This is a genomic window from Fontibacter flavus (assembly GCF_042432905.1).
Lineage (GTDB): Bacteria > Bacteroidota > Bacteroidia > Cytophagales > Cyclobacteriaceae > Fontibacter > Fontibacter flavus.
Window position 1 is genome coordinate 128,364 of record NZ_JBHLWI010000009.1, and the last position, 20,489, is coordinate 148,852.

Consider the following 20,489-nt stretch of genomic DNA (forward strand, 5'->3'; position numbering starts at 1 on the left):
ATTGCCATAGCGCTATGAATTTTAATAGTCAACAGATTATTGACCAAATGACCCAATCAGGAATGATTCCTGTGTTTAATCATCAGGACATTTTGGTCGCCCAAAAAGTACTTGATGTGGCGTACCATGCTGGTGTCAGGGTTTTTGAATTCACCAACAGGGAATTCAATGCATTTGAGGTTTTCAAGGAATTGAAGTTGTACGCTGAAAAATACCCTGATCTTTTGCTTGGAATCGGAACGATCTTTACTGCAGAAGATGCTCAAAAATTCCATCTCATAGGAGCAGATTTTATTGTTTCCCCAGCCTTGGTTCCTGAGTTGGCTCAGTATTGTCAAATGAAAGGGATTTTCTGGATTCCTGGCTGTGCGACTGTGACAGAAGTGTATGCGGCCAAGTCATTAGGAGCTTCTTTGATCAAGGCCTTTCCTGGTAATTTATTGGGTCCGGCATTTATCAAAGCGGTTTTATCAGTCATTCCCGATGTCAAAATGATGCCGACTGGTGGGGTGGAACCCAATCATCAAAATTTGAAAGCATGGTTTGATGCAGGAGTGTCTTGTGTGGGAATGGGCTCACAGCTTTTTGATAAAAAAGCTATAGAAAATGGTGATTTTAGTTTGTTGGAAGCAAGGATTAAGGAAATTTTGAACATTATTCAATCTTTTTAAAAATGAGAAATCACTTCCAAAAGTACTTTCAAAGTAGCCTGATTAAGATACTGTTCTTCTCGGTCATGTTGGTTTTTTCAACCTGCAAAGGTCCAGGAGGAGTCAGGGTAATCAAACTTGGCCATGGGCTTGGGGTAACACACCCTGTGCATGAAGCCATGGAGTTTATGGCCAAGTTGGTTGAGGAAAAATCTGAGGGTAATGTGGAGATCAGGATATATCCCAACCAACAATTAGGGACAGAAAGGGAGTTAGTCGAATTACTTCAAATTGGAAGTTTGGGAATGACTAAGGTATCTTCTGCGACTTTGGAGAGTTTTGCACCTAAGATTCAGGTACTTTCAATGCCTTACCTTTTCAGAGACGATGCCCATAGAGATAAAGTTTTGAAAGGTGATATTGGAAAGCAACTGCTTTTGGAGGGTGAAAAATACTGGTTGCGGGGTCTTTGTTATTATGATGCAGGGAAAAGAAGTTTTTATTCCAAAACCAAACCTGTGGATACACCAGAAGATCTTAAAGGCTTAAAAATCCGTACTCTAGAGAGCAATATGGCCATCAATATGATCAAAAGCTTTGGCAGTTCTCCAACTCCTGTTTCTTATGGTGAACTCTACACCGCATTACAGCAGGGTATAGTAGATGGAGCTGAAAACAATCCGCCAAGCCTTTATACTTCCCGACATTATGAGGTATGTAAATTTTATTCAGTGAATGAACATACAGCTGTACCTGATGTCCTGATTATCAGTACAAAGGTGTGGAATACACTTGATGAAGAGGAGAAAAGATGGATCCAGGAAGCTGCAGATGAATCAGCTGTTTTTCAATACCAGCTTTGGGCTGAGTCCGTGGAAGAATCTTATCGGGAACTAAAAAAGGCAGGTGTAACGATCACATTTCCAGATCAAAAACCTTTCAGGGAAGCTGTAGAAAGTCTTTACGAAAACGTCAAAGTGGTGCAACCGGAAATGTATAAAATGGTAGAGAAAATCAGAGAGCTGGAATGATTCTGAATGGAGAATGAAAAATTAAGAATTGGTGTATGTCCCTAATATAATGAGAGAGAATTAAGAAAAGTCAATTTAGTTAACAATGACCCAAACCAATTTCAAAACTAAGCTGGATAATTTTGTCGCCTGGACGTTGATATTACTGATGGGATTGATGGTTATCAATGTTACCTGGCAGGTTTTGTCCAGGTATGTAGTCCAAAATCCAAGTTCTTTTACTGATGAACTGTCCAGATATATGTTGATTTGGCTGGGTATGTTGGGTGCTGCTTTTGTGGCTGGAAAAGACCAGCACTTGGCCATTGATATTCTACCTAAGAAGCTTACCGGAAAGCCAAAATTGAAATTGTTGATACTGATCAATACATTAGTTTTACTTTTTGCTTTGATTGCCATGGTTTTAGGAGGAGGCAATCTGGTTTACATTACCTACATTTTGGAGCAAAAATCAGCCACTTTACAGATTCCCTTAGCATACATTTACACCATAGTACCTATCAGTGGGATTTTGGTGGTGTATTATCAGATTTTTCAAATTTTATCACATCTAAAGGATCTTAAAGCCTAATATCATGGAATATATTAGTATCATAATACTGGTTTTATCTTTCATTACATTAATGGGCATTGGTGTTCCTGTGGCCTGGAGTTTGGGGATTTCCGGTCTGATTACGCTGATGGTGACAGTGGCAGCTGTACCATCTGCTACCACTATTGCCCAGAGAATGGGTACTTCATTGGACAGCTTTGCCTTGTTGGCAATTCCTTTTTTTGTGCTGGCGGGAGAAATCATGAATAAAGGTGGGATAGCCAACCGTCTGATCGAACTGGCAAAAGCAATGACAGGAAAACTTCCAGGAGGATTGCTTTATGTCAATATCATTGCAGCCATGCTTTTCGGGGCGATTGCCGGATCTGCTGCTGCAGCGGTTTCAGCGATTGGTGGCATTTTAGGAAAAAGAATGGATGCGGAAGGCTATCCAAAAGGATTATCTACAGCTGTAAACATTACTTCATCTACCACAGGTCTGATTATACCACCATCCAATATTTTGATCGTTTATTCTTTGGCATCAGGAGGAGTTTCCATTGCGGCTTTGTTTGTGGCAGGTTATTTACCGGGAATTTTCATCGGATTGATTCTGATGCTTACCGCTGCAATTTTTATTAAAAAACACAATCTTCCTCCTGGAGAAAGAACCTCTTCTAAAGAGTTGATTTCAAAATCGCTCAGGGCTTTACCTTCTCTGATGTTGTTGGTCATTGTGATCGGAGGAATAGTAGGAGGAATTTTTACCGCTACTGAAGCATCTGCAATTGCCGTGGTGTACACTTTGGTCTTGTCTTTTTATTATAAAGAATTGAAATGGAAAGAAATTCCTGCCATTTTATTAAAATCCAGCGAGACAACAGCCATTGTGATGTTGTTGATTGCGACTTCTATGAGCATGTCCTGGGTAATGTCAAGCGAAGATATTCCCCAATCTATCAGCTCTTATCTTTTGACTTTGAGTGATAATATTTTCGTCATCCTGATTATTATCAATTTATTGTTATTGTTTGTGGGGATTTTTATGGATATGACACCTGCCGTGTTGATTTTCACTCCAATTTTTCTCCCAATAGTCACTTCTATGGGCGTTGATCCAGTTCATTTTGGGATTATTATGATTCTAAACCTGTGTATTGGCCTCTGCACGCCGCCTGTAGGGTCGGTTTTATTCCTAGGGGTACAAGTAGCTGGTATCAGTATACAAAAAGCTGTCAAGCCGATGATTCCATTCTTTGTCGCGATGATTATAGGGCTGATTGTAGTGACCCTTTGGCCAGGTCTGACTTTGTGGTTGCCCAGGTTGTTTGGGCTGTAATCCGATAATTGGCTTGTGTGTCTAAATTAAAGGTTTATTTTTCAATACCTTTAGGATGTTGAATCAATGAAATGGAAGAATGCGGCATATTTTGTTCACTTGCTTTTTGATATTGTTATGTCATTCCAAATTGAATGCTCAAGCACAGTTGATGACGGAAAGTTGGTGGGGACTGATGACTTCCGGTCAAATTGCCGATAAATGGTCACTTTGGTTGGATACCCATTATGTACCAGAACTTTTTCTCATTGGTAGAGGAGTTTTTACTTATCATACCGCCGATGAAAAATTTAATTTCACCGCTGGTTACGCCCATTTGCAGCTGACGACACCTTTTTCAGAAGGGGATTTAATCAGACCGGAAAGAAGACCTTGGGGGCAGGTGATCATGAGGTTACCGAGTAGTCAAGGGTATAATGTCAGTTTCAGGTTCCGTTATGATGCCCGGTTTAGACAAAGCTTTGATGAACTTCAGTTGACCGATGGCCACGATTTCAACCATCGTCTTAGGTTCAATAATAGTATTCGGTATCAATTTAAAAGACTGGACAAGATAAAAACAGCATTATCTGCCAGTTTCGTGAATGAAACATTGTTTACCTTAGGTCCTGATCGGGTGGATATTCCTTTTGAGCACAGGGTATTTTTGTTATTAGGAATTCAAAGGGGTGGAAGTACCCTTTCACCAGGTTACCATATCCGCTTCCAGAATACTTCCACATCTCAGGTAAGGATAGTCCATGGTTTTGTATTATGGATTAATTTCAATTACCAATTCAAAAACCTGAGACGTCATTTCCTTCGGGAATTTCCAATAGACAAGATTTGATTGGGATTTCTGAACTGATTCATGATTGATAATTATCGAGAATTCAATATTGTTTAAGAATCCCTTCTTCCAACATTCTTTCTAAAACTACGGTAGAAAATTCCGAAGAGAATTGGTTAAGAGAAGAAGGGTTTAGCGTTTTGGATTGGGCTGACCAGATCAATAATTCTGATTTTGCGTCATAGAGGTTGATTTCGATGATATATTTGTTGTCTTCCACCACATAACCGGGAGTAGCCATCATAGGGTAGTGATAGATCCAATAGCCTCCAAATGTCCCTCTTCTTCCCCAGCTCCAACCTTGCATGATCATCGGGTTGTACATCATAGTACCTGGCACATACCTTTCCTCGCTCTGATGGTCGATCAAAGTCATCGTCAATATCCCATCGAAACCATTTTGAGATACGATCTCCATGATTTGTTCTTCATCCAGCTCAGATTTCTGCCAGATGGTAGGTTTGATTTTTTCGCTGCTGATTTCTGAGGAAATATTGAGAATTTTGAGCTTTTCTCTGAAATCATTTTCTACAGTCTGTCTAGCCTGTATATTGTCAACAATGGCAGCGATAAACAGGTTGTGATAGCCATCGATGCTTCTTTCCGGACTGGTCCAGGACCCTGTGATTTTTGTGGCAGGGGAACAAGCATAAAATAATGCTAAAATGCCAACACTGATAATTGAAGTGAGTTGAAATTTCATTTTGTGTTCTTTTTTGGAAAAATGGATATAGAGTAGTGTTTCAATAGTTACTGATAACTTACTGGTCAATTCAAAGATTTATTTTCCAGTTCCAAAGGCGAACTTCTAATAAAGATTAAGAAGATTTTTCCGATTAGGCAGGTACTTCTTCAAAGAGCAAATGCAACTTTTAGGTATATTTTTTTTTAGTGTTTAACTTGAGGTTTTAAGGGTTTAAACTCTATTAAATTTACGATACTTTGGCTAGCCATACAAGGTAATTATCAGACATTTTAGTGAATTTAAGTCGAAATATTTTGACTTTCATAAGCCTATTTTACCAAGAAATTGTTTCAATATCTCATCTTTTATAGGGCAGTATTCTCCAGATATATACCTTCCTACTAAATCAGAATCAGGGCTACTGCAACTTTACAATTTCATATCCATGTTGTTTTGGTTAACTTGCTGGCATCAAACCGATTTTACTTGATTGTTAGGATGAAAAAGAACGAATTGAATAAGGAAATGCAATCTGCACTCCAGGATAAGGGCCTGGATAAAAAAGAAGTTCAGAATGTGTTAGTTGAAGATGCACGTACAGGTCTGGATGTAGAAACGCTAAAAAAAGCGATATTGAATAACCTTTTTTATGTTCAGGGTAAGTATCCTGAAATCGCCACACGTAATGACTATTACATGGCTCTAGCCTATACTGTGAGGGACAGGCTTTTGCAGAGGTGGGTTGCATCTGTGAAGCAATATCTGGAAGGAAAGCATAGAATAGTATCCTATCTGTCGGCAGAATATCTTCTTGGTCCTCATTTGGGAAATAACCTTGTCAATCTTGGCATTTACAAAGAAGCAGAGCAGGCCCTTCATGAAATGGGACTAAATCTGGATTGGCTTATCGAAAAGGAGATAGAACCTGGTTTGGGAAATGGGGGGCTTGGTAGGTTGGCCGCCTGTTATATGGACTCTCTTGCCACTTTGGAGGTTCCTGCTATCGGATATGGAATACGTTATCAGTTCGGGATTTTTGAGCAGGATATCCGTGATGGTTGGCAAGTAGAAGATACAGATAACTGGCTAAGAAGGGGTAACCCATGGGAAATTGCAAGGCGTGAAATCAGCTATGACATCAAACTCGGGGGCTATGTTCAGCATTATATGGATAGGGACGGGAAATTCAGAACTATCTGGACCCCTGATCTGATTGTTAAAGGAGTTGCTTATGATACACCCATCGTAGGCTATAAAGTTAATACCACAAATACCCTTAGACTTTGGAAATCAGAAGCGCCTAACTCTTTTGATTTTCAGTCTTTTAACTCTGGAGATTATAGCAACGCCGTAAATCAAAAGATTATTTGTGAAAATATCAGCAAAGTCCTTTATCCGAATGATGAAACCAGAAGTGGTAAGGTTCTAAGATTGCAGCAACAGTACTTTTTTGTTTCCTGCTCTTTACAGGATATGATTGGTATTCATTTGAGGCAAGGAGAGCGTATTGAGGATTTTCAAACCACTTTTGCTGTTCAGCTAAATGACACTCACCCTGCGGTAGCTATTGCTGAAATGATGCGTTTACTGGTTGATGAATATGATTTGGAGTGGGTGGATGCCTGGAGAGTTACTACCAGAACATTTGCGTATACCAATCATACCTTGTTGCCTGAAGCACTGGAAAAATGGGATATGGAACTATTTGCGTCCGTTTTACCGCGTCACTTGGAAATCATACAGGAAATCAATAGAAGATTTTTGGATGAGGTGACTGTCAGAGTCTATGGAGATCAGGAAAAAATCAGCAGCTTATCCATCATCGGTGAAGGTCCAAGGAGGTATATCAAAATGGCCAACCTTGCATGTGCTGGTAGTTTCGCCATCAATGGTGTGGCAGCGCTGCATACAGAGCTCCTAAAGCAAACTGTACTCAAAGATTGGTATGCGCTATCACCTGAGAAATTCAGCAACAAAACGAATGGTGTCACCCCTAGAAGGTGGATGGTTCTCAGTAATCCTAAACTTACTGAGCTGATCAGTAGCAAAATTGGAGAAAATTGGATCAAGCATCTGGATGAACTGAAAAATTTGGAAAAATTTGCCGATGATCCTGAGTTTCTTCAACAATGGATGGATGTCAAATTGGAAATGAAAACCCAATTGGCTCAAAGAATTGTGAATAGGACAAATATCAAAGTTGACCCAGAGTCAATTTTTGACATCCAAGTGAAAAGGATCCATGAATACAAGCGTCAGCATTTGAATATCCTGCATGTCATTACGCTCTATAATAGGATTAAGCAGAACCCTGAAGCGGAAATTGTTCCAAGGACATTTGTTTTTGCAGGTAAAGCTGCTCCTGGCTATAAGCAGGCCAAATTAATCATCAAATTGATCAATTCGGTAGGAGAAATTGTAAATAAGGATCCAGATGTAAAGGGAAGGCTGAAAGTGGTGTTTTATCCAAATTATAATGTCACCAATGCCCAAAAGATCTATCCAGCAGCAGATTTATCTGAACAGATTTCCACAGCAGGTAAGGAAGCTTCAGGTACAGGGAATATGAAGTTATCTTTGAACGGCGCATTGACTATCGGTACCTTAGATGGTGCCAATGTGGAAATCAGGGAATGCGTAGGAGAGGAGAACTTTTTCCTTTTTGGATTGACTGCGGAAGAGGTAGAAAACACGAAATCGGATGGGTATAATCCGTTTCATTTTTATGAAAACAACCCAAATTTGAAGCTTGCTTTGGATCAAATATCGAATGGGTATTTTTCTCATTTGGATGATACGATATTCAAAGATTTGATCAATTCATTGCTTTATGACGATCAATTTATGGTATTGGCAGATTATCAGTCATATGTGGATTGTCAAGATCAGGTGGCAGAGGCTTTTAAAGACAAGGTTAAATGGGCCAGGATGTCTATTCTCAATGTAGCCAGAATGGGTAAATTTTCCAGTGATAGGAGTATACGTGAGTATTGCGATGAAATCTGGAAAGTAAAATCTGTTCCGGTTACACTTAACGGTACATCCAGTAAATAACTTATGCAGTTTTAGGTGTTATTAAGACGAGGCTGTCTCATAAATTTGGACAGCCTCTTTTTTATTCGGTCAGGTATCTGAATCAAATTCCTTAAAGCCAAATCTCAGAGATTTCATATGACTTATGGCACAACCTCTTTTTGTTCAAAACAGATCAAGAATTTTGTACTCTTGGTCTTTGAATGAGAATTTATCTCCTTTTCTTTTTCCTTTCATTTCCTGAAAGAGTGGGCTTTCGGTTGACAATCCGAAAATCTTGATGCCTTCGACTTCAAATTGTTCTATACTGGCCGAAACAAAGAAATTCATTTTATCTGTGACCACGACAGAACCTAAAATCACCTCGTCATGGATATCTTCAATTCCTGGTAACATATTGTTCAATAAGGTCATTTCATCATTGGCAAAGCTCACCTGATTACCGATAAGATTGGCTTTTTGGATCTGTTCAGTTTTAAATCCCTGAAGGGACATATCGGATTCATCTTCATTGATTATTTCTTCATTGCCAAGTAGCTCTTTGATGCTATTTTGCAAATCATCAATTACTGATTGATGTTTTTTGATGCTGGCTTCCAGTAGTTTTCTTTTGAATTCCGCATGTTCGACTTTAAATATTTTCGTCTTCATAGTAGGATTGATTTAAGAATGGATAAACCTGTCGTTATTTTTTTTCTGTTAGTTGGACTTTTCTTTTTCCCATTTTTCCAAAAATGAGATTGTTTCTTCATCTGAGAGATTATAAAAGTTATCATAAACTTGAGAAACAGCTCTATACTCAATAGGTGTTTCCAGAATGATTACATCATCCACCATTTTAAGCAGTTTTTGGTGCATGCCTTGACCAGCTACCGGTGCAGCTACCACGATTTTTTTAGCATGTTTGTTTTTACAAAACATAATCGTCGCAAAAAGGGTAGCTCCAGTGGCAATACCATCATCTACAAGGATTACTAGACGGTCTTTTACTTCCGGAAAAGAGGCTCCTTTTCTAAACTGCTGTATCCTTCTTTTGATTTCTGTTTTTTGTTCTACAATGATATTTTGGATTTCTTCCTTCGAAACCTCTTCCGATCCAATGGAACTCAAATAGATACTGCCATCTTCTGCAATAGCACCAATAGCATACTCCGGATTCTGTGGGTGACCTATTTTCCGTGTGATTACCAGGGACATCTCTGCTTTCAGATGCTTTGCTACATAATAAGCTGTTTCTACCCCACCACGTGGAATGCCGATAATCAGGGGAGCCTGGTCTCTGAATTTTTCCAGACTATGACCTAGTTGAATGGCTGCATCTTTCCGATCTTTGAACATGGCTAATGGATTTATAGGATCTATTTAAACTTTACGCATAGTCAATGATTGATTTGGAGTCTGTTTTTGGCTAATGAGGAATTTTTGAAACCATTCTCCTGATATCTGTGAGATAAGTTCTAATTTTCCCGGCTCTTCAAATAAATGAGTAGCCCCTTCAATTATTTTTATTTCCTTTTCTGCAGGTATTTTTTCAAATGCTATCTGATTTAGCTCCTTTACCTCAGTGTCTAGATCACCTACGATTAAAAGAGTAGGGGCTTTGACTTTTTGGAGTACATGTAAAGCTAGGTCTGGCCTACCTCCGCGAGAAACGACAGCTTTTATTTTGTCCTGCAACTTGCTTGCCGCTATCAATGCAGATGCAGCTCCTGTACTTGAACCAAAATAGGCACAAGGTATCTTGGCCAATGATGGCACGTTGATCAAAAAATTAGTGACTTTTATTAATCGCTCTGATAATAAAGGAATATCAAACCTGAGCTGATAATCAGAATCTTCTTCTTTGGTCAAGAGGTCAAAAAGGAAAGTCCCAAATCCCAGTTTGTTAAGGTACTGGGCCACCAGATTATTTCTTGGGCTGAATCTGCTACTGCCACTGCCGTGACTGAAAATGATAATGCCTTTAGGATTTTCCGGTAAGGATAAATCACCATCAAGCAAGACATTATCCACTTTGATTTTTAAATGTTCCATCCTTATACCCTTTCATTTATAAATCTTAAAAATTACAGATAATCAATACTTTAAATATACCTATTTAAACCCTGATATTTTATGACTTTTGTTACTTTTCAAATATTTTTTTGCGTAATTCTACCGAAGACAAATTCTATCTTAAAGCAGTTTTTCTTTTGGCTAAAAACTTTCTGAATGCGCATATAAGACGGGTTTCTGATGTTTGCTTGAAAATTTTTTTATCTAATCAAATCAAGAAATAGATAAAAAAAACCATGGCAGATGCCATGGGCTTGTTCTTGTAAAGCGGAAATCTTTTTTGGATCAATTATCCTTGATCACGTTGCTTCTTTTTCCATATTTTGAAGGGGAGGATTTAGTTTCCGTCATTTTATCTCTGGACTCTGTTCTCGGTTGACTTTTAGTCTCCTTGTTTTCCAAATTTTCCTTTTTTGGGGGGAATTTCTTCTTGTTTCCAGAACCCTTATTGTTTTTCTTAAATGATGGTTTATTGCTGCTTCTTCCCTTTGAAGTTCCGTATTCTGGTCCTTTTTCAAAACCATCGGGAAGAGGGAGCTTGGTGATTTCCATGCCTATCAGTTCTTCAATTCTTTTGAATTTATACTGGTCTTTTTCATTAATAAATGTAATGGCTTCACCTTTACTATCTGCTCTGGCAGTTCTTCCTACACGGTGTACATAATCTTCAGGATCATTTGGCGTATCAAAGTTGATGACGAGTTCAATCCCGACTACATCAATACCTCTGGAAATGATATCAGTGCCAATCAGTATTTTAAGGGATTTGTTCTTGAATCTTGACATGATTTCCTCCCGCTCAGCTTGTTCAAGGTCGGAGTGAAATGCTTCAATTTCAAAACTCTTTTTGAGGGATTTGTACAGACTCTTCACTTTTTCCTTTGTCGAAGCAAAAATGATCACTGCTTCATAATCCTTTTGGTTCAGCACATGTTTCACCAATTCTTCTTTTTGGGAATCATAGGCCAAATATGCCGCTTGGGTAACACCTTCAGCAGTCTTGCCTAAGGCCAGACTTATTTCTTCCGGATTATTGAGCAGTTGCTTAGAAAACTGACGGATTTTAGGAGGCATCGTAGCGGAAAAGAGGATAGTCTGTCTATCCTTTGGCAGGTAATTGACTATTTTCAGGATATCATCCGAAAATCCCATATCCAACATTCGATCTGCTTCGTCAAGGATCAGGTGTTTGATGTTGTCAAACTTAATCTTACCTCCTTGAAGCAATGCGATTAATCTTCCTGGAGTGGCAACAATGATTTCAGCTCCGGTTTCCAAGGCTTTCTTTTGCTGCTCCCACACGATACCGTCTCCGCCGCCATAGACTGGAATTGAACTAATTCCAAGAAAATAGGCAAATCCCTGTATCTGCTGGTCGATTTGTTGAGCCAATTCACGGGTAGGAGCAAGGATTAGGGTGTCCAGTCCAGATGACCCTGACGCTGCAATTTTATGTAGTATTGGTAATACAAATGCTGCTGTTTTTCCTGTCCCTGTCTGGGCGCAGGCAATCAGATCCTTTCCTTCCATAATTACGGGAATGGCCGATTCTTGTATAGGGGTTGGTTTTTCGAACCCCATGGCATCTAAACCTTCTTTGAGGCCAGATTCAAAATTAAATTGATCAAAATTCAATGCGATAACGATTAAATGTAAACATATGCCCATGCAATAAGGGCGAATTGAAGTGGTAATCTAAGCAAAAGCATCCATTTGGGAATTCCCTTGGATCCTTTTTGGTACATATAAATATTGGCAGGAAAAACAGCCAAAAGAAGTAAAATTATACAAATGGCTGAAAATGACCTTGTTGATTCAAATAACAATCCAACACCAAAAATAATTTCAAATGCACCGGTAATTAAATTGAGCAGCTCTGGTTTCGGGAAATATTTCGGAATTATTTTAATGTAAATTTTCGGTTTAAGGAAATGCATGACACCTGCAGCAATGTAGAAAATGCTCATCAGGTAAAGAAAAAATAAGTACATCGGTTTTTATCGGATTTGAAAATCAATAAGTATATTACAGAATAAAAATAAGACAAAATTTCATAACAAAAGCCAAGTTTTAAGCATTTAATTTGAATACGGTAGATTTATGTGGTTATTAAAGTCAATAAAGTATTCCCTTTCCTTACTTTTTGTATTGATGTGCTGTAATCACGACTTGCTTGCCCAAGAAAAGCATAGCATTACAGGAGTGCTGAAAAACGGGGTAAACGATAATTTAATAAAGGGAGCAGTCATTACGCTTAGGGAAACAGCTTTTGCAGCTGTTTCAAAAGATAACGGACAGTTTCTTATTGAGAATGTTTATGAAAACAGATTTGTCCTAAACATCAATGTTGCCGGATATCAGTCTTACCAGGCACAGATCAATGTAAAAACAGATTTGGATTTGGGGACAATAACGCTTTTTCCTTTAGGTTATGAAGCGGAAGAGGATATGGCTCTTCAAAAAACGATACGGGCCACCAACATTGCCGAGTTATTTACGAAAAGGCCCAATTTCATTGGAGGAAATCAAGTTTTTGGAATTCCTCCCGAGCCTAAGAGACTTATAGGTAATTTTTATTTGGACACTAAATGGAATAAAGCCTCCATTTTGCTCTATAAAGACAATGAAGTAGTGGAGGGATATTTTGTCAGGTATAATATCAACTCCAATAATTTTGAATTAAGGGCTGATGAAGCTGATTTGGTCAGTACCATGCCCGGTTTACGGGTTCAGAATATTGTTTGGATTGATAATGAGCATAATGTGCCACGATATTTTGTCAATGGAATGGATCTACTGGAAGATGGAGTCCCGATTTCAGGATTTTTTGAAGTCTTGGTAGATGGGCAAATGCCTTTGGTTAGGCGTACAGTTGCTTCTATCAAGGAATCAAATTATAATCAGGCATTGATGGTTGGGGAAAGAAACGATCAAATCATCAAGAGGAACCAATATTATTACCTGAATGGCAAAAATCTTTACCTAATCCCGAAAAACAAGAAGAAATTCTTTCAAATCTTTGGAGACAAATCTGAGGAATTAGAAAAATTCGTAAAAGAAAACGCCGTGAACATCCGTCAACCTTCCGGTTACTTCACTATTTTTACTCAATATAACAGTTCATTCGAAGGTTTCGAACCATTAATCCCTAAACTAGTAGATAATTGAAATATGAAAAAGTTAATCTTGATTGCCCTTACTGGATTGATCTTTCAGTTTTCCTATGCACAAAGCACACAAAAACCACCCTTGCATGGAAAACATTGGATGTCGATTACCGGAAAACCACTGGGCGCTACCGCTGGAGCTATGATTTTTTCACAAGGCGGTAATGCTGTGGATGCTTCCTGTGCTATGTTGGCTGCTGTCTGTACCATGTGGGATGTATTGAGCTGGGGAGGAGAGACCCAAGCGCTGATTTACAATCCTAACACAGGTAAAGTTATTGCCATTAATGCTATGGGGATCGCGCCAACAGGTGCCACCGTAGATTTCTTCAAAGAGAAGAATATGCAATATCCACCTGAATTTGGACCTTTGGCCGCCACTACGCCTGGTACTCCTGGTGGTTTGATGACCATGCTTGCAGAGTATGGTACCATGAGCTTGGAGCAGGTTTTGGCACCGGCTATGGAAATGGCGAAGGGCTATCCAATCGAAGCTCAAACAGCCAATATGATCGAAAACAGGAAAGACTTAATTAAGGAATGGCCATATTCCAAAAAAGTATTTTTGCCTCATTTGGGTGAAGATAGGGAAGCTCCACATCCCGGAGAAGTATTTGTTCAGGAAGACCTATATCAGACTCTTAAAAAATTGGTGGACACTGAAAAAGCAGCCCTAGGACAGGGGAAATCCAGAAAAGAGGCCATCTATGCAGCTTATGAGAGATTTTATAAGGGTGATATTGCTGAGGAAATTGTCCGTGGTACCAGGGAGCAAGGAGGATTGTTTACCATGGAGGACCTGGCAAAATGGAAAGTAAAAATCGAAGAACCGTTAAGTGTCAACTATAAAGGGATAGAGGTGTATAAGTTACAGGAATGGACCCAAGGCCCTGCCTTATTGCAAAGTCTGAATATTCTGGAAAATTTTGATCTAAAGTCAATGGGGTATAACTCGGCCAATTATATTAATACCATTTACCAAGCTATGAATTTGGCTTTTGCAGATAGGGATTTTTACTACGGCGATCCTGATTTTGGACCTAAGTCTCCAATGAAAGGATTGTTGTCTAAAGAATATGCAAAAGAACGTGCAAAAATGATAGGGGAGAAAAATGACCCAACAATTGGACCTGGTGATCCTTATCCTTATCAAAATGAGAAAAACCCATTTCTTCAATTATTGGAAAAAAACAAAAGTGTCATAGCCTATAACAATCCGGAAATGCCAATTTCTGGACCAGATGATCCTTTTTTGAAAAGTTTTACTTCAGGTACGACCTCCATTCAAGCTACGGATAAAGATGGGTGGGTGGTATCCATTACGCCCTCAGGTGGCTGGGTGCCTGCGGTGATTGCCGGGAATACCGGAATAGGCTTAAGTCAACGTATGCAAAGCTTCGTTTTGGATGAGGCTTTAAATCCATTCAACGTGCTTGAACCTGGAAAAAGGCCGAGGGTAACTTTGACCCCGAGTATGGCCTTGAAAGACGGCAAACCTTATTTATCATTTGCTGTACAGGGGGGGGATACCCAGGACCAGGATTTGCTTCAATTGTTCCTCAATATCGTGGAATTTGGAATGACTGTGCAGGAAGCAACTGAGGCAGCTAACATACACACTTATCAGATACAATCCTCTTTTGGGGCTCATGAATCCAAACCGGGGTCTATTACACTCAATTCAGAAGTACCGAGCTGGGTAAGAAAGGATTTGGCTAAAAGAGGATATAAAATGAGTTTCTTGGATAGGACTTCAGGACCTTTGAATGCCATTTGGTTTGACTGGAAGCATAAAAGTTTCTGGGGAGGTTCCAGTAATCACGGTGAGGATTACGGTATCGCCTGGTAAACTTTAAGGAAATCTGATAATCTTCTATAGCCTTATTAAATCAGGTAATGATCTAATGAATAACTATTCCTGGTTTAAAATTTTAATTATCGGATTCCAATGATTTTTAACTGATCAGTTGGGTATTATAAAGATACCGTGGTTCAGGTTGACCATGCAATTTTGCAACTATTAAGCTTTTTAGCTTTAGAGGCTGACCCAATTAAGGGTCAGCCTCTATTATTTAGTTATCGGTTTTAACGGACTGCATTTTCCAGAGTAGCCAGATAGACCCACTTTTGGTCTCTCGACTTCAGGCCTTTTTCCACAGCAGCTCTTTGTTCAGCAGTAGACTCCATATCTTCATATTCCTGTGCATTGAAAAATTGCACATAATCCCGGTAAATATTGATGGTGAGATGCGTGGATTTCGCCTCACTTCCAAAAGGTAAGGCTGTTCTCAGTAAGCTCCAGTGTCCCATTAAGCCTTTGTCAATCCTATTTTGATGAATTGGCATAAAGACTTCTTTTTCTGCTTTCTCATATTCTTGGAATTTTCCTTCAACTGCTTTCATTAGGTCAAAAGATGCTAAAGTTCCTCTTTTCATCTGAAAATTGTCGCGTGTAGAGGCAATTTCCTGCATATATGCCCTTTGGGCAAGATCCATACAGGAATAGGCTTTGGCTAATCTTTCTTTTACTTGATTTTCTGTAAAATGAGGGTAGGCAACCATGCCATATTTAGCCAGTTCCTCTTCCTGAAGGCCATGCATCATGGAAACAGGATCTTTATAATAAGTAATGGTAATGTATTGAAATTCACTTGGGTCAGCACCCGATTGCAGAGACCAAAAATCCCAACCCTGAATCCTTTTGTCGTTGATAGCGGATTGGTAAATTTTCTCCATAAATTCTTTATGTTCTATGAAATCATAAGTCTGATTTGACTCAACCTTGATAAACTCAAACACCAAATATCTGGTTTCTTGGGCCTTGACCATCACCGAAGTCAGGACAAGGAGTAGTAGGGGAAGAATGATTTTTTTCATAAGACTTTCTTTGTGGTAAAAGATTTCTTTATGGCTTTCCCTTAAAATTTACAAATAAAATTTTGAAAATGATAATTGTTGTCTTTTATATTTGTTACGAATTGTCAATTTGGTAAAATATACTTGGTTTTTGCCGCTTATGCTCTTTATTGGTATTTAAGTTTTGACAAAGGATTAGGAATAAAAATCATTTGTTACTAGATTTTGACAAAATCCGAATCATCATGAGTCTTTCAAGAAGAGAATGGTTAAAGAACGCTTCCCTAATGGGGGGCATAGCGATGTTGACAGGGGCAGCCGGTATTGTCAAACTGACCGCTGAAGAAGTTGAAAAATTTAATCCCCGTCCATTTTCCGGCCCAGTTAGGTTAGGGTCTAACGAAAATCCTTATGGACCATCGCAGAAAGTCAGACAGGTCATGCAGGAAAATTTTGATCTATCGTGCAGGTATCCATGGGCTTATAATGGCACTTTGAGGGATATGATTGCTAAAAAAGAAGGTGTAACGCCAGATCATATCGTATTGGTGGCAGGTTCTACTGAAGGATTGAAAATCACCGGAATTACCTATGCCGGTCCTGGGGAAGAGATCATATCAGGATTGCCCACATTTCTTTCTATGATGGAATATGCCAAGGTTTGGGGTGCAGATATCAATTGGGTGCCTTTGGACATGGAAATGAATTATGACCTTCAGGAGATTGAAAAAAGGGTATCGGCCAAAACAAAATTAGTGTTTTTATGCAATCCGAATAACCCAACGGGGAAACTCCTTCCAGCTAAGGATGTCATGGATTTCTGTAATACTGTAAGTCAAAAAACCATGGTTTTCAGTGATGAAGCCTACTACGACTATATTGAAGATCCCAATTACCCTTCCATGGTAGAGTTGGTCAAACAAGGTAAAAACGTTATTGTTTCCCGAACCTTATCCAAAGTTTATGGACTTGCAGGTATCAGGATTGGATACTTGGTAGCAAGACCAGATATTGCCCAAAAACTGAACGAAAGAGTCGTAGCCAATACCAATATTATGGCTATCGAAGCAGGAAAAGCTGCACTTCAAGATCAGGATTTTTATAATTTCAGTCTACAAAAAAATAAGGAAGCCCGCAAAATGATTGAATCTACCCTGGATCAATTGGGACTTGACTACCTTCCTTCACAAGCCAATTTCGTATTCTTTCATGCCAAGCAGGATGTAAAAAAACTGGCAGAAAATATGCTGGCGAAAGAAGTGATTATTGGAAGGCCTTTTCCACCTTTTGATGATTGGTGCCGAATCAGTACCGGTACACTAGAAGAGGTGGCATTTTTCAACAAAGTACTTATTGAAACACTAGGTTAAAGATTTCATGGTTGATTTTAATTTGGTGCTCCAAAATGAAAATATCGTACTCAGGCCTTTGGTTCCGGAAGACTTGGAGTTGATGCTTTCATTGACATCAGACCCTGAAATGTGGAAGTATTATACCCATGACCTTTCTACTTTAGAAGGTCTAAAGTCTTGGGCAGATCCTGCATTTGATCAGGAAAGACTTCAATTTGGGGTTATTGATAAAGAAAAAGGTGAATTGATGGGAAGTACAGCCTTTGGTAATTTTTCTCCAAGAGATCTTAGACTGGAAATTGGATGGACCTGGCTGGGAAAAGCCTTCCAAAGCCAAGGTATCAACCAGCAGATGAAGCAATTGATGCTTACTTATTGCTTTGAAGTGCTGGATTTGGAAAGAGTAGAATTCAAAACCGATGTGCTCAACAAACAAGCTAGACAATCTCTAAGGAATATAAATGCAATCGAGGAGGGGGTTCTGAGAAGTCATACTTTGATGACAAAAGGAAGGAGAAGAGATACAATTTATTACAGTATACTCAAAGATGAGTGGGGGTATGTAAAAAAAGAAAATGAGTGGTGAAAGAAGGATGTAATTACCAATTACCAATGACTAATTATCAATTACTAATCACTAATCACTAATCACCAATGACTAATCACTAATTACACCCTTCCTGAAGAATCCAATATAATCCGATTATACCTTAGGTAAAGTCCAGCCATTGTGGTAATTCGCTTTCATAAGCGCGTTGGCTTCTGGGTCGGTAAATTGACCTTTTACGGCGTCCCAATAGATTTTTTTACCTGTTTTATAAGCAATATTTCCCATTTGTGCATTGATGGCGGCAATACTGCCTGTTTCAATGCCACAGGTTAATTTTGAAGCATCGTTTTGCATAATGGCATTGACAAAACCTTGGGCATGAATCTCCAAAGCATTGCCATTTGGTCTAATATGGGGTACTTCTTCCATTTTATTGACCCTTTGCCCATCTTTCATCTCTGTTTCAGGGATAACTTTCCAGCCACCTCTGTTGACAACCAAGGTTCCATTGTTGCCGATAAAAGCAATTCCTTCTGTGGTACCATAGTTGCCCCCGTCAATGCCTGTTGCATGTTCCCAAAGCATGTTGAAACCATCATATTCATAAACAGTCTGTAAGGTGTCGGGTGTTTCTGATGCATCGTCAGGATAAGCGAATTTTCCGCCAGAGGCCATCACTGATTTAGGAGCAGTAACACCCATGGCATATAGAGCAATATCTATTTCATGTACTCCCCAATCTGTCATCAGGCCGCCGGCATAATCCCAAAACCAACGGAAATTAAAATGAAACCTGTTTTCATTGAAAGGTCTCTTTGGAGCAGGGCCCAGCCACATGTCATAATTGACTCCGGCGGGTACTTGGCCATCAGGTACTTTAGGTACTGGCTTCATCCATCCCTGGTATGCCCATGTTTTCACTAATCGGATCTGTCCCAATTTTCCTGAACGAACATAATCTATAGCCTCGGCATATTGGGAGCCACTTCTTTGCCATTGACCTACCTGAACCATTTTACCATATCGCTGTTTGGCTTTGACCATTAGGTTGCACTCTTCTATGGTATTGGCAATAGGTTTTTCTACATAAACATGTTTTCCAGCAGATAAGCTATCTACCATATTTAGGCAGTGCCAATGGTCTGGAGTACCAATAATGACGGCATCTATATCCTTATTTTCAAGTAATTTTCTGTAATCATCGTACACTTTAGGTTTTTTGCCCCTGATGCTTTCTACATCTGCTGAACGTTGGTCAAGTACAGATTGATCAATGTCGGCTAAGGCAACGCAATTGACATTTGGGATCTTCAAATGGGCATTCATATTTGACCAGCCCATGCCCTTGCAACCAATTACTGCAATGTTAAGTTGGTCTGAAGGTGCTATTTTGCCCGCAAGTTTGCGAAGGCTTTCTGCCTGAACTATTCCAGGAATACTCAATCCTGCACCTGCCAAAAGGCTGGTTTGGATAAATTTTCTTCTTGAGGTCATTTTGAAAATAGGTTTAAATGAAATGGTTGTTACTATTGTTTAAATTAATTTCAGTTCAATATAAGGTTTTATGTTGTGAACTTTAAAATAGATTTGTTTGAATGAGGGCATTTTTGATTGATGGAATTTAGAAAAGGAAACCCGGAATGATTGTATCCTCTTTAAATGATGATTTTCGCTTAGTTAAAAAAGTTCTTGACAATTGATCTGTATATTTAGCCCTCAGATGTTTTGTTCTTTAGATTTTTACTTATACCAATTCTAAATTTTATGCATTTACACGTTTACGCAACCTTATTTTAAGAAAACAGTTAATTTTGTATAAAACACGACAACTATGAAACATAAAGAAATTGTAACGTTACAGCGTTCACTATTACATGATACCGAAAAATTATTGAACCAACAGGTGGAAATGGAGGGTAAGTCTTCAGCTTATTACCTCTCCATGGCTTCATGGTGTCAGATGATGGGCTATGAAAATGCTTCCAAATATCTTTATACCCATTCAGATGAGGAAAGAATGCATATGATGAAACTTTTCTCCTATATCAATGAAGCAGGTGGCCATGCGATACAACCGGAGATTACAGGCATTAGGCATCATTTCAATTCTCTTAGGGAAGTATTTGAATTGATTCTGGAGCATGAAATCCAAGTCACAAAATCAATCAATTCCATTGTTGACCATGCTTTTTCGGTGAAAGATTTTGCGACTTTTAGCTTTATGCAGTGGTATGTGACCGAACAGAGAGAAGAAGAAACTTTGGCAAGAAGAGCTTTGGAATTGTTTGAAATTATCGGTGAAGAAGGAGTAGGTCTTTGGACTATTGATCAGGAGTTGGGTAAACTCCATGCGACTACTGCTGAAGGTGGTGCTTAAGTAAGAAAAAAATGAAAAGTAAAAGCGGTCCAA

At 39.0% G+C, this 20,489-nt stretch carries 19 protein-coding genes; 11 read left to right on the top strand and 8 right to left on the bottom strand.

Annotated elements, in window-relative coordinates; all coding sequences use genetic code 11:
* The first annotated feature begins 14 nt into the window (after positions 1–14).
* From ACFFIP_RS05130 to ACFFIP_RS05150, 5 genes are all read left to right on the top strand, one after another.
* Positions 15–671 carry a beta/alpha barrel domain-containing protein gene (locus tag ACFFIP_RS05130; RefSeq protein WP_382386498.1) on the top strand — a complete coding sequence of 219 codons (657 nt, stop codon included), beginning with the start codon at positions 15–17 and terminating at the stop codon, positions 669–671.
* 65 nt (positions 672–736) lie between these two features.
* Positions 737–1,681, top strand: a complete 945-nt coding sequence (locus tag ACFFIP_RS05135) for a TRAP transporter substrate-binding protein (protein WP_382386624.1) — start codon at positions 737–739, stop codon at positions 1,679–1,681.
* 85 nt (positions 1,682–1,766) lie between these two features.
* The gene (locus ACFFIP_RS05140; RefSeq protein ID WP_382386499.1) at positions 1,767–2,252 is read left to right on the top strand and encodes a TRAP transporter small permease; all 486 of its coding nucleotides are present in this window, start codon (positions 1,767–1,769) and stop codon (positions 2,250–2,252) included.
* 4 nt (positions 2,253–2,256) lie between these two features.
* On the top strand, positions 2,257–3,552 hold the full coding sequence (locus ACFFIP_RS05145; RefSeq protein ID WP_382386500.1) for a TRAP transporter large permease: 1,296 nt from the start codon (positions 2,257–2,259) through the stop codon (positions 3,550–3,552).
* 151 nt (positions 3,553–3,703) lie between these two features.
* Positions 3,704–4,381, top strand: coding sequence for a DUF2490 domain-containing protein (locus ACFFIP_RS05150; protein WP_382386501.1), 678 nt, complete (start codon positions 3,704–3,706; stop codon positions 4,379–4,381).
* A gap of 43 nt (positions 4,382–4,424) precedes the next feature.
* On the opposite strand, the gene ACFFIP_RS05155 is transcribed toward ACFFIP_RS05150, so the two are convergent.
* Complete coding sequence (locus tag ACFFIP_RS05155; RefSeq protein ID WP_382386502.1) at positions 4,425–5,084, bottom strand: hypothetical protein; 660 nt, start codon at positions 5,082–5,084, stop codon at positions 4,425–4,427.
* 480 nt (positions 5,085–5,564) lie between these two features.
* Between ACFFIP_RS05155 and ACFFIP_RS05160 the strand changes: the two genes are divergently transcribed.
* Positions 5,565–8,120 (top strand): glycogen/starch/alpha-glucan phosphorylase, encoded by a 2,556-nt coding sequence (locus tag ACFFIP_RS05160; protein ID WP_382386503.1) that lies wholly within the window; start codon positions 5,565–5,567, stop codon positions 8,118–8,120.
* Between the two features lie 144 nt (positions 8,121–8,264).
* On the opposite strand, the gene ACFFIP_RS05165 is transcribed toward ACFFIP_RS05160, so the two are convergent.
* The 5 genes from ACFFIP_RS05165 to ACFFIP_RS05185 form a co-directional block, all read right to left on the bottom strand.
* Positions 8,265–8,750: a hypothetical protein gene (locus ACFFIP_RS05165; RefSeq protein WP_382386504.1), complete on the bottom strand. Its 486-nt coding sequence runs from the start codon at positions 8,748–8,750 to the stop codon at positions 8,265–8,267.
* Between the two features lie 48 nt (positions 8,751–8,798).
* Positions 8,799–9,437 carry a phosphoribosyltransferase gene (locus tag ACFFIP_RS05170; protein WP_382386505.1) on the bottom strand — a complete coding sequence of 213 codons (639 nt, stop codon included), beginning with the start codon at positions 9,435–9,437 and terminating at the stop codon, positions 8,799–8,801.
* Between the two features lie 24 nt (positions 9,438–9,461).
* On the bottom strand, positions 9,462–10,133 hold the full coding sequence (locus ACFFIP_RS05175; protein WP_382386506.1) for a dienelactone hydrolase family protein: 672 nt from the start codon (positions 10,131–10,133) through the stop codon (positions 9,462–9,464).
* Between the two features lie 306 nt (positions 10,134–10,439).
* Positions 10,440–11,822, bottom strand: coding sequence for a DEAD/DEAH box helicase (locus ACFFIP_RS05180; protein ID WP_382386507.1), 1,383 nt, complete (start codon positions 11,820–11,822; stop codon positions 10,440–10,442).
* Positions 11,801–12,145: a DoxX family protein gene (locus ACFFIP_RS05185; RefSeq protein ID WP_382386508.1), complete on the bottom strand. Its 345-nt coding sequence runs from the start codon at positions 12,143–12,145 to the stop codon at positions 11,801–11,803. Before ACFFIP_RS05185 ends, ACFFIP_RS05180 begins: the two co-directional genes overlap by 22 nt.
* Positions 12,146–12,254: 109 nt before the next feature.
* On the opposite strand from ACFFIP_RS05185, the gene ACFFIP_RS05190 reads away from it, so the two are divergent.
* Positions 12,255–13,322 (top strand): carboxypeptidase-like regulatory domain-containing protein, encoded by a 1,068-nt coding sequence (locus ACFFIP_RS05190; RefSeq protein WP_382386509.1) that lies wholly within the window; start codon positions 12,255–12,257, stop codon positions 13,320–13,322.
* A gap of 3 nt (positions 13,323–13,325) precedes the next feature.
* Positions 13,326–15,170 (top strand): gamma-glutamyltransferase family protein, encoded by a 1,845-nt coding sequence (locus ACFFIP_RS05195; protein ID WP_382386510.1) that lies wholly within the window; start codon positions 13,326–13,328, stop codon positions 15,168–15,170.
* A 236-nt stretch (positions 15,171–15,406) separates the two neighbouring features.
* On the opposite strand, the gene ACFFIP_RS05200 is transcribed toward ACFFIP_RS05195, so the two are convergent.
* Positions 15,407–16,198, bottom strand: coding sequence for a hypothetical protein (locus tag ACFFIP_RS05200; RefSeq protein WP_382386511.1), 792 nt, complete (start codon positions 16,196–16,198; stop codon positions 15,407–15,409).
* A 224-nt stretch (positions 16,199–16,422) separates the two neighbouring features.
* Between ACFFIP_RS05200 and ACFFIP_RS05205 the strand changes: the two genes are divergently transcribed.
* Together ACFFIP_RS05205 and ACFFIP_RS05210 are read left to right on the top strand one after the other, a co-directional pair.
* Positions 16,423–17,547 carry a pyridoxal phosphate-dependent aminotransferase gene (locus ACFFIP_RS05205; RefSeq protein ID WP_382386512.1) on the top strand — a complete coding sequence of 375 codons (1,125 nt, stop codon included), beginning with the start codon at positions 16,423–16,425 and terminating at the stop codon, positions 17,545–17,547.
* Between the two features lie 7 nt (positions 17,548–17,554).
* A complete protein-coding gene (locus ACFFIP_RS05210) occupies positions 17,555–18,115 on the top strand; it encodes a GNAT family N-acetyltransferase (RefSeq protein WP_382386513.1) in 561 nt (186 codons plus the stop codon).
* Positions 18,116–18,232: 117 nt separating this feature from the next.
* Here the strand turns inward: ACFFIP_RS05210 and ACFFIP_RS05215 are convergent, their stop codons facing one another.
* A complete protein-coding gene (locus ACFFIP_RS05215; protein ID WP_382386514.1) occupies positions 18,233–19,573 on the bottom strand; it encodes a Gfo/Idh/MocA family protein in 1,341 nt (446 codons plus the stop codon).
* A gap of 337 nt (positions 19,574–19,910) precedes the next feature.
* Between ACFFIP_RS05215 and ACFFIP_RS05220 the strand changes: the two genes are divergently transcribed.
* Complete coding sequence (locus ACFFIP_RS05220; RefSeq protein ID WP_382386515.1) at positions 19,911–20,456, top strand: ferritin; 546 nt, start codon at positions 19,911–19,913, stop codon at positions 20,454–20,456.
* Positions 20,457–20,489: the final 33 nt, after the last annotated feature.

Bases quoted from the DNA above. Each gene is read 5' to 3' on its own strand.
- ACFFIP_RS05130 (WP_382386498.1), top strand. From the start codon at position 15: ATGAATTTTAATAGTCAACAGATTATTGACCAAATGACCCAATCAGGA.
- ACFFIP_RS05135 (WP_382386624.1), top strand. From the start codon at position 737: ATGTTGGTTTTTTCAACCTGCAAAGGTCCAGGAGGAGTCAGGGTAATC.
- ACFFIP_RS05140 (WP_382386499.1), top strand. From the start codon at position 1,767: ATGACCCAAACCAATTTCAAAACTAAGCTGGATAATTTTGTCGCCTGG.
- ACFFIP_RS05145 (WP_382386500.1), top strand. From the start codon at position 2,257: ATGGAATATATTAGTATCATAATACTGGTTTTATCTTTCATTACATTA.
- ACFFIP_RS05150 (WP_382386501.1), top strand. From the start codon at position 3,704: ATGACGGAAAGTTGGTGGGGACTGATGACTTCCGGTCAAATTGCCGAT.
- ACFFIP_RS05155 (WP_382386502.1), bottom strand. From the start codon at position 5,084: ATGAAATTTCAACTCACTTCAATTATCAGTGTTGGCATTTTAGCATTA.
- ACFFIP_RS05160 (WP_382386503.1), top strand. From the start codon at position 5,565: ATGAAAAAGAACGAATTGAATAAGGAAATGCAATCTGCACTCCAGGAT.
- ACFFIP_RS05165 (WP_382386504.1), bottom strand. From the start codon at position 8,750: ATGAAGACGAAAATATTTAAAGTCGAACATGCGGAATTCAAAAGAAAA.
- ACFFIP_RS05170 (WP_382386505.1), bottom strand. From the start codon at position 9,437: ATGTTCAAAGATCGGAAAGATGCAGCCATTCAACTAGGTCATAGTCTG.
- ACFFIP_RS05175 (WP_382386506.1), bottom strand. From the start codon at position 10,133: ATGGAACATTTAAAAATCAAAGTGGATAATGTCTTGCTTGATGGTGAT.
- ACFFIP_RS05180 (WP_382386507.1), bottom strand. From the start codon at position 11,822: ATGGGCATATGTTTACATTTAATCGTTATCGCATTGAATTTTGATCAA.
- ACFFIP_RS05185 (WP_382386508.1), bottom strand. From the start codon at position 12,145: ATGTACTTATTTTTTCTTTACCTGATGAGCATTTTCTACATTGCTGCA.
- ACFFIP_RS05190 (WP_382386509.1), top strand. From the start codon at position 12,255: ATGTGGTTATTAAAGTCAATAAAGTATTCCCTTTCCTTACTTTTTGTA.
- ACFFIP_RS05195 (WP_382386510.1), top strand. From the start codon at position 13,326: ATGAAAAAGTTAATCTTGATTGCCCTTACTGGATTGATCTTTCAGTTT.
- ACFFIP_RS05200 (WP_382386511.1), bottom strand. From the start codon at position 16,198: ATGAAAAAAATCATTCTTCCCCTACTACTCCTTGTCCTGACTTCGGTG.
- ACFFIP_RS05205 (WP_382386512.1), top strand. From the start codon at position 16,423: ATGAGTCTTTCAAGAAGAGAATGGTTAAAGAACGCTTCCCTAATGGGG.
- ACFFIP_RS05210 (WP_382386513.1), top strand. From the start codon at position 17,555: ATGGTTGATTTTAATTTGGTGCTCCAAAATGAAAATATCGTACTCAGG.
- ACFFIP_RS05215 (WP_382386514.1), bottom strand. From the start codon at position 19,573: ATGACCTCAAGAAGAAAATTTATCCAAACCAGCCTTTTGGCAGGTGCA.
- ACFFIP_RS05220 (WP_382386515.1), top strand. From the start codon at position 19,911: ATGAAACATAAAGAAATTGTAACGTTACAGCGTTCACTATTACATGAT.